This window comes from uncultured Candidatus Thioglobus sp., from assembly GCF_963981275.1.
Taxonomy (GTDB): domain Bacteria; phylum Pseudomonadota; class Gammaproteobacteria; order PS1; family Pseudothioglobaceae; genus Thioglobus_A.
In genome coordinates this window covers 66,396-78,505 of sequence record NZ_CAXCCZ010000001.1, presented here as the reverse complement: position 1 = coordinate 78,505, position 12,110 = coordinate 66,396, and the positions used below count along the sequence as shown (strand labels likewise).

The window sequence follows — 12,110 nt, the reverse complement described above, 5'->3', positions numbered from 1 at the left end:
AAGACTTATAAGAAAGCGCTAAACACTATTGTGAAAAGAGCACAACTAGTATAAAATACCCACTCCCTTGCTTGAGAACATGGTGTTCCAAGCTATTATTAATAACCATAAGGAGAGACAACTCATGAGACATTATGAGATTACACTTATTGTGCACCCTGACCAATCGGCTCAAGTAAGCACAATGATGGATAACTACAAAGAAATCATCACAACAGGTGGTGGACAAATTCATAGAGAAGAAGACTGGGGCCGTAAGCACCTAGCTTACCCAATCAACAAAATTTATAAAGCGCATTACTTATCAATGAATATTGAATGTGATCAAGATACGCTTGATAAGCTTAACTATAACTTCCGTTTTAATGACGCGATCCTTAGAAACTTAATCCTTTCTGAAGATAAAGCGATCACTGAGCCTTCAATTATGATGACTGCTAAAGACGAAGATAAAAAACCAGTTAGAAAATAGGAGAATATTATGGCTAAGCAACAAAAGAGAAAGCGTAGACCTCTAATTAAAGTTAATTCTTTTTGTCGTTTTACAGCGGCAGGTGTTACTAAGATTGACTATAAAGATGTTGATACATTATTAAAGAATATTGATGAAAGTGGCAAGATCACACCATCAAGAATGACAGGTACTACCGCTAAATTCCAGCGTCAGTTAACTACTGCCATTAAGAGAGCTAGATTTTTAGCCCTTATTCCTTACACTGATAAGCACAAGAAATAGGAGTTCTGATCATGCAAGTAATTTTATTAGAAACCATTCAAAAAGTAGGCGCCTTAGGCGATCTTGCGAATGTAAAGGCGGGTTATGCTCGTAACTTTTTAATCCCTCAAGGCAAAGCTAAGCCAGCAACAAAAGCAAACTTAGCCGAGTTTGAAACTATTAAAGCTGGCTTAGAAGCTAAAGAAGCAGCAAGCCTTAAAGATGCACAAACAATTGAAGCTAAGATGGCTGGTACAGTTTGCACAATTGCTGCAAATGCTGGTGATGAAGGCAAGTTATTTGGCTCTATCACAACTGCTGATATTTCTGCAAGCCTAGCTACTGCTGGTTTTGAAGTTGAAAAACGCAATGTTAATATGCCAGAAGCTATTCGCCATACTGGTGAATACGACGTCAGCGTTACGTTGCACTCTTCAATTTCAGTTGCCATTAAAGTGGTTGTAGAAGCGCAAGAAGAAGAGTAAAAATTTAACTTAAAATTGAGTTAAAATTAAGAACCCTCGCAAGAGGGTTTTTTATTTTTTAGACAAACCTATGAACATTGAAAACCTCAAAATTCCACCTAATTCCCTAGACTCAGAACAATCTGTTTTGGGTGGCCTACTGCTACATAACGACGCTTGGGATCAGGTGGCTGATATCCTTACTGAAGCTGATTTTTATAACGCTTCTCATCGAATTATTTTTGAGGCCATCTCCACACTCATGCATCATGACCAGCCTGCTGATATTTTGACGGTCAAAGAGCATGTTAAGAAAACGGGCAATGAAGAAACCATTGGCGGCTTTGTTTATTTGGCACAAATTGCGGAGAATACCCCAAGTATTTCAAATATTGAAGCCTATGCCAAACATGTGCGTGAGCTTAGTGTTTATCGTCAACTGATTATCGCTAGTCATGAAATTGCAGATACGGCTTACAACCCTAAAGAAATGGAAGTGCAGCAGCTGATTGATCTTTCTGAAAAGAAAATTTTTGAAATTGCAGAGCAGGTTACTCGTGGCAAGCAAGATGTTATCAATGTCAAAGATATCATTAAAGATGTGGTGAATCGTGTGCATGAAATGCAAGAAACTGAAGGTGTGACAGGCTTAGAAACTGGCTTTACTGAGCTAGATAAGATTACCTCCGGGCTGCAAAATGGTGATTTGATTATTGTTGCAGGTCGACCTTCGATGGGTAAAACTGCCTTTTCAATGAATATTGTTGAGCATGTGGCTATCACAGCTAAAGAGCCAAAGCCTGTTGCTGTATTCAGTCTAGAGATGCCGACAGAATCTTTGGTGATGCGCATGATTACCTCGTTTGGCCATATTAAGGGTGAAAATTTAAAAGACACCATGACTGAAACCGATTGGAATAGTTTTAATCATGCAGTTTTGGCACTAGAAAAATCAACCGTCTTAATTGACGAAACCCCTTCTATCACCCCAACAGAAATTCGAGCCAAGTGTCGTCGCCTTAAGCGTCAGTATCCTGATTTATCACTAATTATGGTGGATTATTTACAGCTCATGGTGGTTCACGGCAAGAGTGACAACCGCGTTCAAGAAATTTCAGAAATTTCTCGATCTCTTAAGGCGCTTGCCAAAGAGATTAATGTGCCTGTTATCGCCCTATCTCAGCTTAACCGTGGCGTAGAATCACGCCCTAAAGCTGGCAAAGGTCGTATGCCACAAATGTCAGACTTGCGTGAATCTGGATCAATTGAGCAAGATGCAGACATCATTGCTTTTATCTATCGTGATCAACAATACCATGATGACTCTTACTCAAATCCTGAAGAAATTGGTAAGGCAGACTTGCAAATTGCCAAGCATAGAAATGGATCTACAGGCAGACTTAAACTGGCCTTTATTGGTGAATATGCGCGCTTTGAAGATTTGGCCAATGAAGACCAATTTCAAGGCATGCCTGATGAACAAATGGATGCCGCTTACAATAACAACATCTCCAATTTCGATCAAGAGGCTTTTTAGCTTTTTAAGCGCCTATGCATGCTGTCGCAGCCATCTCACAATCAGCATTAGCGCATAATCTATCGATTGTTCGCAAATACGCCCCTCAGGCAAAAATTGTCAGTATGGTCAAGGCCAATGCTTATGGGCATCATCTTGAATTAGCCAAGCCTTTATTTACAGCTGACATACTCGCTGTTAGCGAACTCAGTGAAGTGCAAAAATTACGCGAGTTAACCCAAAAGCCAATTTTACTTTTATCCGGGATTTTTAGTGAAAACGACTTACACGAAGCTATCCAGCTAAATTGCCAAATTGTTGTTCATGATATCACCCAACTTGAGCATCTTAACAATTGCAAAAGTCCTATTAAAGTATGGATTAAGGTTGATACCGGCATGTACCGTTTGGGCCTTTCAAATGTGCAACTACAGCAAAGCTTAAGCCAACTGCAAAATAACTCAAATATTCATATCGAATGCATCATGAGTCATTTTGCTTGTGCGGATGAGCCTGAACACATTAAAAACACTCAGCAACTCAAATACTTTAATCAGCTTAATACGCAAGAGTTTCCCCAGTCCATGGCTAATTCCGCTGCAATTTTATCCTTGCGTGAATCGCATTTTGATTTTGTTCGTCCGGGCATAATGCTGTATGGCGTCTCACCATTTGCCAGCATTAACCAACAATTACTGCCCGCTATGGAGTTATCTGCACCCATTCTCAGCTTAAAATCAGTCAAAGCAGGAGAAAGCGTTGGCTACGGCGCCACTTGGCAGGCTAATAAAGATACAACAATTGCCATTGTTGGTATCGGTTATGGCGATGGCTATCCTCGACATGCTAAAAATGGCACACCAGTCCTCATTAATAATACCTTATGCTCTTTAGCTGGCCGTGTATCGATGGATCTGATTTGTGTGGATGTTGGCAAGATAAATGCTCAGGTTGGTGATCGCGCTATTTTATGGGGAAATGACAAGCTTCGAGTTGAGACAATTGCCGCCTATAGCGATACCATTGGCTACGAGCTTTTAACTGGGGTTAGCGCTCGCGTAACCTTTACTCAGCATGCCTAAGCTTATTCAAATTAGTGATTGTCATATTGACGATCAGCGCATCGCTATGGGGGTTGATTCCCAACAAAATCTTCAATCTGTTATTGAACGCCTCCAAAGTAGTAAATTTGATGCACTACTGATTAATGGTGATTTGACGCATCACGGCACTACAAGCTCTTATCAGATTTTAAAATCAATACTATCCCCCATTAAGCAACCGATTTTTGTAATTGAGGGTAATCATGATCATGCACAAAATCTAGGAGAGGTTTTTAAAGAAAACTTATTCAACAGTTTTAAGTTGGACAATTGGGAAATTATTAAAATTAACTCGGTACAAGTTGGAAAAACCAGTGGCCTGGTTGTTAGCACAGCACTTTTTGAACTGGATAAAGCCTGTTTAAATTCCAGTGCTGAACACATCATAATTACTTTGCATCATCCGATTGTGCCAATGAACAGCAGTTGGGATGATGAATTATCACTGGAAAACCCATTGGATTTGTTTCAAGTGTTGGACAAACACTCTAAAATACGTATGATTATTTTTGGTCATGCACATGAGGCCGGTGAATTCTCTCAATTAGATAAAAGGATTATCTCTTGCCCATCGACCGCCTTACAATTTAACCAGGAAACAAGAATTGGTTTTAATGAGTATGAACTCAACCAAAACGGAACAATTAACCTTAAAACACAATGGATTTAGACGCTCAATATTTACATAATTTGTACAATTCACGACAAGCAAAGACGTATAGCGACGTGTCGCAACTGTTTGAAATAAATTATCAAAAAATATTCAAGCTTATTCCGCTTATTAAACAAACTGCTCATAGCAGTGTTATTCGCCATTCTAATCATCCAGATTTGCATCTAATTGTTGATCAATGTTTTGCTCATACAGCAATTTTCACGCTGACTCACATTTTTCAAAACGACATTCACAAGCCAGATATTAAGTTTAAAATTTATTTTGATGCTCAGCTAGTGGAAGTGCTTTCAGTTTGCAACGAAACTGTATTAAATAGTGATCATCCATATCTAACACAATGTAGCGACATGAATATACAATGGGAATTAAACCTCTTTCTTGAGAAGTGGTTGGATTATTGTTTGGACAAATATCAAGGAAAATCATGGCAGACTCTGTAGACCCAAAAGCAAAAGACAAGCTTGTAGTAGCAATTTCATCTAGAGCCTTATTCGATTTAGATGAGTCTCATCAAATCTTCAAACAACAAGGAGTTGAGGCGTATGCCAAACATCAAGAAGAAAATGAAGAAGTGATTTTACCGCCTGGTGTCGGATTTTCTTTGGTGAAAAAACTACTCACACTCAACACCAAGAAAAATCCAATTGATGTTATCTTGCTTTCTAGAAACAGCGCAGATACAGGTTTGCGAATTTTTAATTCAATTGAACATTACGGACTTAATATTTCTCGTGCAGCCTTTACTCGTGGTGAGGCTACACATAATCTGGTTGGTGCCTTTGAAGCTGATTTATTCTTATCAAGTAATTACCAAGATGTGCAAAAAGCGTTAGAATCTGGATTTGCAGCTGCCTCCATTGTTGGCACAAGTTCGCAAGGTGCTCACGAAACCCAGCTTAGAATCGCCTTTGATGGTGATGCGGTAATTTTCTCCGATGAAGCAGAGAAAATATTCCAAGAAAAAGGCATTGATGCCTTTGAAGAAAATGAGCGAAAATCTGCCAATGTAGAGCTTAAAGCCGGGCCATTTAAGTGTTTTTTAAAATCATTGCACAAGATTCAATCAGCCTTTCCTGTTGAGAATAACCCAATTCGTACAGCGCTCGTCACTGCACGCTCTGCCCCCTCGCATAAACGGGTTATTCACACTATGCGTGAATGGGGTATTCGTATTGATGAATCCTTCTTTTTAGGCGGTCTGGATAAAGGCGTATTCTTAAAAGAATTTAGTGCAGACATCTTCTTTGATGATCAACACTCACACTGCGAATCCGCCTCTCAATATGTCCCTACTGGACACGTTCCTAATGGTATTTCTAATTCGTGAATTTTGACACTCAAGCATTTTTAAGTAGTTCGGTCTCCACTGCTAAAATTATTGTATCTACAGTCATCCCTTACTTTTTATTGGCAGAATTGCTGATGTATTTTGAGCTAATGCCAATTATCGCTCAAGTGTTTGAACCTTTCACCACCCTACTTAATCTACCACCAGAAGCGGCCCTTGCATTAGCATCAGGAGTCTTTCTGAATTTATATGCTGCCATTGCTTTTGCTGCCCCACTAGGATTAAGCGTTTATGATTGGACAATACTAGGGCTTTTCTTGGGTGTATTGCACTCCATTCCAGTCGAGTCAGCCATTATGAAAAAACTGGGTGTTGATTGGATTCACTCCGTTAGTTTTAGATTAATCATGGCGTTTGTAGTGCTCACACCGCTGTTAATTATTCCAACAGAGCTTTTGTTTGACAATCCAGACCATGTTGCCAGCGCCCTATATCAAACCACACTTACAACCCCGGACAATTTCACCGACTTTATATTACAAAAAAGTCGTGAAGCGGTTGTGCTGACGATTGAAATTATTGCTCTAGTTAGTCTGGTTATTTTTATCGTTACCGTGATCAAAGGGTTTAAATTTTTACAAAAATTTGATCACCACCTCAGCACCATTATGGCACTTATCACCGGCTTGCTTATTGGTATTACTTATGGCGCAGGTGTGCTATTAAAAGAAGCTCGCTATATGAGTAAAAGACAAATTATTTCAGTGTGTTATTTTCTGATGGTGGCTCACGCTATTATTGAGGACACTCTACTATTTGTCTTTTTCGGTGCAGATATTTTTCTACTTATTGGTATTCGTTTATTTTTTGCCACTCTGGTGTTTTTTATCCTTTTTACTTATTACAAAGTTAGTGATACTTAATACGGGAAAAATCTTAGTAATTATTGGTAAAATAGCCCTTTAATATTATCTCAGATATCTAAAATGAGCAAAAAAATCCAGGCCATTCGTGGCATGAACGATCTACTACCCAAAGACTCTGATCTTTGGGCATTTGTAGAACGCACCATTGCTGATTTATTTATTTCTTACGGCTATAAGAATATTCGTACGCCTGTGGTTGAAAAAACTGACACTTTTTGTCGTGCTATCGGCCAAGCAACCGATATCGTGGAAAAGGAAATGTACTCTTGGCATGAGACTAATGGCGACTCTTTAAGCCTACGCCCCGAAGGAACTGCCGGTTGTGTGCGCATGATGATTGAACACAATTTGCCACGTGAAGGTATTCAAAAAGTCTTTTACCAAGGTGCTATGTTTAGGCATGAGCGCCCTCAAAAAGGACGTTACCGTCAATTTCACCAGGTGGGTCTTGAAGTATTTGGCGCACCCAATGCCAAAGTCGATGCAGAGTTAATGATGATAACGCACAGCTTATGGCAAAAGTTGGGCTTGAAAAATGTCACGCTTGAAATTAACACCCTTGGTTCAAGCGAAGCTAGAGAAAGCTATCGAGAGATTTTGGTTGAGTATTTTTCAGCACATAAAGACCAACTCGATGAAGACAGCTTAAGGCGCCTTGAGACCAATCCATTGAGGATTCTTGACAGTAAAAATAAAGACATGCAGGCTTTAATCAACCATGCGCCAAAACTGATGGAACATTTAGATGAAGAATCTGCTCAACATTTTGAACAATTTAAAGCTTATTTAAATATTTTAAATATTGATTTTGTTATCAATACACGTCTAGTTCGTGGTCTTGATTATTACAATCGCAGCGTGTTCGAATGGACCACAACTGACTTGGGCGCACAAGGCACAATCTGTGCAGGCGGACGCTACGATGGCTTGGTCGAAAAAATGGGGGGCAAGCCAACCCCTGCCGTTGGACTGGCTATCGGCCTAGAGCGTCTAATTTTACTTTTAGAAGAACAAAAAATTGCCATCACCAATCAACAGCTTGCTATTTACATCATTACGCCAAATGAGCAGGCTCAGCTAAAATCGATGCAAATAGCCAACACTCTTCATGAGGCTATTGCTGGTGCAATTATCTATAATGACATTACTCTAGGCAGTTTTAAGAGTCAATTTAAAAAGGCAGATAAAGCTGGCGCTGACTTTGCACTTATCTTGGGCGAAGAAGAGTTAAATAATAACCAAGTAAGCATTAAACCATTAAAATCTCAAGAACAGCAACAAACGCTAAGTCTTGATGAGGCGATTAAGTATTTTAAGGATTACACATGAAAAATTTTATTGAAATAGGCGAAACTGAAGACGAGCAAGCTCAGCAAATCAAAAAATGGCTTAAGGATAATAGTCTACAGATTATTGTTGGCATTGCACTTGGTCTGGGTGGAATTTGGGGATTGGGCGCTTACAAAACTTATCAGCAACAGCAATCTGTTGAGGCAAGATCGCTTTATCTGAATACAACCTCTGCGAACAATGAAGCCGCTTTTGATGCATTAAGTGCTAACCATGCTGACAGTGGCTATACGCAACAAGCTATTTTAATGTTGGCAAAATCTGCAGTTAAAAAACAAGATTATGAATCTGCCTTACAGCACCTATCTGGCTTGGTGAATGCTGAGAACGATTTGATCGCTATTGTTGCAACAATGAGAATGGCAACCATACAACTTGAAATGGGCAAATTCAAGCAAGCTATTGAGACACTCAATGGTAAAAATCCTGGGGAATTTAATGGCTTATACAGTCAATTAAAAGGGGATATTTATACTGCTAACAACCAAATTGAAAAAGCTAAAGAACACTACAAGCTTGCTTTAAGTCAGATCTCTAAAGATTCTGAACTGCAAAGTTTAATCAGTATTAAACTGGCCGACCTTAACTAACTATAAATCACCATGGGCTTACCTACCATCTCTCTTGTTGGACGCCCAAATGTGGGCAAGTCTACCTTATTTAACCGACTAAGTCATTCTCGTCAGGCGCTGGTGTCTGACTTTGAGGGTTTAACACGTGATCGTCAATATGCGGAAGTTTTGCTCGATGATGACAGTGAAACTTTTGCCACTATTATCGATACTGGCGGTCTTACCAATGAAGATAATGTTGTTGATAGTGGCATCCAAGGTCAGGTGCTGAACGCTCTTGAAGAGTCAGATGTTATTTATTTTATTGTTAGCAGTCGAGATGGTGTTATTGGTCTAGATTTAGAAATTGCTTCTCGCCTAAGACGACTTAAAAAAGAAGTGGTTCTTGTGTGTAACAAATCAGAAGGATTAGACGAGGCAATGGCTGCTGAATTTTATGAATTAGGCCTTGGCACACCTTGGCTAATTTCAGCAGAACATGGGCAAGGGATTGCCGACTTAATTGATCACACCTTGCCATTACTACCTCAGCAAGAAGAGGAGGAAATCGAGGAAGTAGATGGTATTGCCGTGGCTGTACTGGGTAGACCCAATGTTGGAAAATCAACTCTGATTAACCGAATCCTAGGTGAAGAGAGAGTATTGGCAATTGACATGCCTGGTACAACACGTGACAGCATCTATATACCTTTTGAGCGTGAAGGTCAAAAATACACACTAATTGATACAGCGGGCATACGACGCAAACGCTCTACTCATGAAAAAATTGAAATTTTTTCCATTATCAAAGCCATTGATGCGCTAGATCGATCGCATGTGGTTATTTTGGTGTTGGATGCTCGTGAAGGGGTTACCGAGCAAGATGCAACGCTACTTGGCATGATTGCTGATAAAGGCCGAGCGCTACTAATTGTGATCAATAAGTGGGACGGTCTAGACGAATATCAAAAATCAGAAGTTAAACGAAAATTAGATGTTAAGCTCTCGTTTGTCAATTATGCGAGTGTGCATTATATTTCTGCCTTGCATGGATCGGGTGTTGGTAAGCTTTTTGAGCCTATTATCAAGTCTTACAAAAATGCCAGCACCCAGCACTCCACCTCAACTTTAAATAAAATTTTAGAGAGTGCCAATGCAGGTCATCAGCCGCCACCGGTCAAAGGTAGACGTTTGAAAATTAAATACGTTAACCAAACAGATGTTTTTCCGCCAACACTTACCTTTCACGGCAACCATCTTCAGAACGTTCCTAATGCGTATGATCGTTATTTGAAGAATTTCTTTATCAATGCACTAAAGTTAACCAATACACCGCTGAGAATCGAATATAAGAGTGGAGAGAATCCATTTAAAGACAATAAGAACGAACTCAGCGCACGTCAAGTGACTAAAAAACGTCGTTTAATGCAGTTTATCAAGAAGAGAAAAAAGCGTTAATTGTTAAAACTGTTCAGTCTAAAAATTCTATCTGTGCACTAGTACAGTCAATGTCCATACGCAGTTCGCAATAGGAATTCTCAAGCATCATAGCTTGAGAAGGATCATCACTACAAGCGCAACCTGATAACACCTCGCAAAAAAATACACCAATGGTTAGGTGTGCAATTTGCTCATCCATTGAGCGTGATAAAACCCTAACTTCGACACTATCTTCATCAATAACACCACTATGGGTACAGTGTTGAAAAAGGGGTAAATCTTCAAGTTTTAAGGTGTTGAAAGCGTGTTTAAAATACTGGGGAAAATCATCGCTATCCCAATGCTTTAAAACTTTTTTAAACACTTAAGAAGATAGGATTAAGTTATGCGCCTTGTTAGCTGCTTGAATGAAACTTTCAAATAATGGGTGACCATCTCTTGGAGTAGAGGTAAATTCCGGGTGGAATTGACAAGCAATAAACCAAGGGTGATCTTTCACCTCAACCATCTCAACCAAAGTACCGTCAATAGATTTTCCCGAAACCACCAAGCCTGCTTTTTCAACTTGCTCAATCAGCGTGTTATTCACTTCATAACGATGACGGTGGCGCTCTGTGATGATACCTTGGGCGTAAATTTCTCTTGACTTAGTGCCATCAACCATTGCACACTCTTGACCACCCAGACGCATCGTACCGCCCAAATCAGAATCTTCACTACGAGTTTGAGTACTTCCATCTTCATCTTGCCACTCAGTGATCAGACCAACAATTGGATAAGGCGTGTTTTGATTAAACTCAGTACTATTGGCATCGGTCATACCAGCCACGTTACGAGCATATTCAATAACAGCAACCTGCATACCTAAACAAATACCCAAGTACGGAATTTTGTTTTCACGTGCATACTGTGCTGTTGCAATCTTACCTTCAACACCTCGATTGCCAAAACCACCTGGTACTAATATAGCGCTCATTTCACTTAAGCAATCCGTGCCATTTTTTTCAATCTCTTCAGAGTCAAAATAATGAATGTTTACCTTTGTAGCAGTATTAATACCCGCATGAAGTAGCGCTTCAGACAAAGACTTATAAGCTTCTGTTAAGTCAATGTACTTACCCACCATGGCAATATCAACACTAGATTTAGGTGTGTTAAGTTTTTTAATAACTTCATCCCATTCGCTTAAATCTGTTGGCTGGCAATCAAGGTGAAGTCTTTTAATAACAACATCATCCAAGCCTTGTTCGTGCAATGCCCTAGGAACTTTGTAAATGGTATCTACATCTAATGAGGTAAAGACAGAATCTTCTGGAACGTTAGTAAATAGTGCAATTTTGGCGCGCTCTGCATCAGGCAGTGGATGCTCCGAACGGCAAATTAAGATATCTGGCTGAATACCAATGCCGCGCAATTCTTTAACAGAATGCTGTGTTGGCTTAGTTTTTAACTCGCCCGCTACTTTAATATAAGGCAGTAAGGTTAAGTGAATAAACAGTGTGTTGTCACGACCCAGCTCAAGACTCATTTGTCTGATTGCTTCTAAAAAAGGCAGTGATTCAATGTCACCTGCCGTACCACCAATCTCAACCAGCGCCACATCAGCACCTTTAGCGCCTGCTTGAGCCAATGCTTTAATTTCATTGGTAATGTGCGGAATAATTTGAACCGTTGCACCAAGATAGTCACCACGACGCTCACGCTCAATGACATTTTCATAAACACGACCTGCAGTGAAGTTATTTTTTTTGCCTAACTGCTGACGAATGAAACGCTCGTAGTGACCTAAATCAAGATCGGTTTCCGCACCATCGTTAGTTACAAAAACCTCACCATGTTGAAAAGGACTCATGGTACCCGGATCAACATTAATATAAGGGTCGAGCTTAAGCATGGTTACGTTTAAACCACGCGATTCTAGGATAGAGGCTAAAGAAGCTGAAGCGATACCTTTACCAAGTGAAGATACAACACCACCGGTAATAAAGATGTATTTTGTTGCCATAAAAAGTAACAAAGTTGAAATGGTTATGATACACAAAACTGTGTAGAATATGGAGCTGTCGAAATCAATTTTTTAC

General features: G+C 39.7%; 14 protein-coding genes. 12 read left to right on the top strand and 2 right to left on the bottom strand.

From position 1 onward, the window contains the following. Positions 1–124 precede the first annotated feature (124 nt). The 12 genes from rpsF to der all read left to right on the top strand — a co-directional run bounded on the left by rpsF (position 125) and on the right by der (position 10,047). Positions 125–472 carry a 30S ribosomal protein S6 gene (rpsF, locus tag ABNR88_RS00420; protein WP_340187945.1) on the top strand — a complete coding sequence of 116 codons (348 nt, stop codon included), beginning with the start codon at positions 125–127 and terminating at the stop codon, positions 470–472. 9 nt (positions 473–481) lie between these two features. After that, positions 482–736: a 30S ribosomal protein S18 gene (gene rpsR, locus ABNR88_RS00415; RefSeq protein ID WP_340187944.1), complete on the top strand. Its 255-nt coding sequence runs from the start codon at positions 482–484 to the stop codon at positions 734–736. Between the two features lie 11 nt (positions 737–747). Next, entirely contained in the window at positions 748–1,200 is a 453-nt protein-coding gene (gene rplI / locus ABNR88_RS00410) for a 50S ribosomal protein L9 (RefSeq protein ID WP_291925503.1), read from the top strand. Between the two features lie 70 nt (positions 1,201–1,270). Further along, positions 1,271–2,716 (top strand): replicative DNA helicase, encoded by a 1,446-nt coding sequence (gene dnaB / locus ABNR88_RS00405; protein WP_291925502.1) that lies wholly within the window; start codon positions 1,271–1,273, stop codon positions 2,714–2,716. A 14-nt stretch (positions 2,717–2,730) separates the two neighbouring features. After that, positions 2,731–3,777 (top strand): alanine racemase, encoded by a 1,047-nt coding sequence (gene alr, locus ABNR88_RS00400; protein ID WP_291925500.1) that lies wholly within the window; start codon positions 2,731–2,733, stop codon positions 3,775–3,777. Next, positions 3,770–4,468 (top strand): metallophosphoesterase, encoded by a 699-nt coding sequence (locus ABNR88_RS00395; protein WP_348669748.1) that lies wholly within the window; start codon positions 3,770–3,772, stop codon positions 4,466–4,468. The genes alr and ABNR88_RS00395 overlap by 8 nt, the downstream gene beginning before the upstream one ends. Further along, positions 4,459–4,914: a DUF1249 domain-containing protein gene (locus ABNR88_RS00390; RefSeq protein WP_348669747.1), complete on the top strand. Its 456-nt coding sequence runs from the start codon at positions 4,459–4,461 to the stop codon at positions 4,912–4,914. The genes ABNR88_RS00395 and ABNR88_RS00390 overlap by 10 nt, the downstream gene beginning before the upstream one ends. After that, complete coding sequence (locus ABNR88_RS00385; protein ID WP_291925493.1) at positions 4,899–5,801, top strand: 5'-nucleotidase; 903 nt, start codon at positions 4,899–4,901, stop codon at positions 5,799–5,801. Before ABNR88_RS00390 ends, ABNR88_RS00385 begins: the two co-directional genes overlap by 16 nt. Further along, on the top strand, positions 5,798–6,685 hold the full coding sequence (locus ABNR88_RS00380) for a nucleoside recognition protein (protein ID WP_291925490.1): 888 nt from the start codon (positions 5,798–5,800) through the stop codon (positions 6,683–6,685). Before ABNR88_RS00385 ends, ABNR88_RS00380 begins: the two co-directional genes overlap by 4 nt. Positions 6,686–6,748: 63 nt before the next feature. Continuing rightward, a complete protein-coding gene (gene hisS / locus ABNR88_RS00375; protein WP_348669745.1) occupies positions 6,749–8,017 on the top strand; it encodes a histidine--tRNA ligase in 1,269 nt (422 codons plus the stop codon). Further along, positions 8,014–8,628: a tetratricopeptide repeat protein gene (locus ABNR88_RS00370; RefSeq protein ID WP_291925484.1), complete on the top strand. Its 615-nt coding sequence runs from the start codon at positions 8,014–8,016 to the stop codon at positions 8,626–8,628. Before hisS ends, ABNR88_RS00370 begins: the two co-directional genes overlap by 4 nt. 12 nt (positions 8,629–8,640) lie before the next feature. Continuing rightward, the gene (gene der / locus ABNR88_RS00365; RefSeq protein WP_291925481.1) at positions 8,641–10,047 is read left to right on the top strand and encodes a ribosome biogenesis GTPase Der; all 1,407 of its coding nucleotides are present in this window, start codon (positions 8,641–8,643) and stop codon (positions 10,045–10,047) included. A 13-nt stretch (positions 10,048–10,060) separates the two neighbouring features. On the opposite strand, the gene ABNR88_RS00360 is transcribed toward der, so the two are convergent. Together ABNR88_RS00360 and ABNR88_RS00355 are read right to left on the bottom strand one after the other, a co-directional pair. Continuing rightward, positions 10,061–10,393, bottom strand: coding sequence for a hypothetical protein (locus tag ABNR88_RS00360; protein WP_291925479.1), 333 nt, complete (start codon positions 10,391–10,393; stop codon positions 10,061–10,063). Beyond that, the gene (locus ABNR88_RS00355) at positions 10,394–12,034 is read right to left on the bottom strand and encodes a CTP synthase (protein WP_291925477.1); all 1,641 of its coding nucleotides are present in this window, start codon (positions 12,032–12,034) and stop codon (positions 10,394–10,396) included. Positions 12,035–12,110 lie beyond the last annotated feature (76 nt).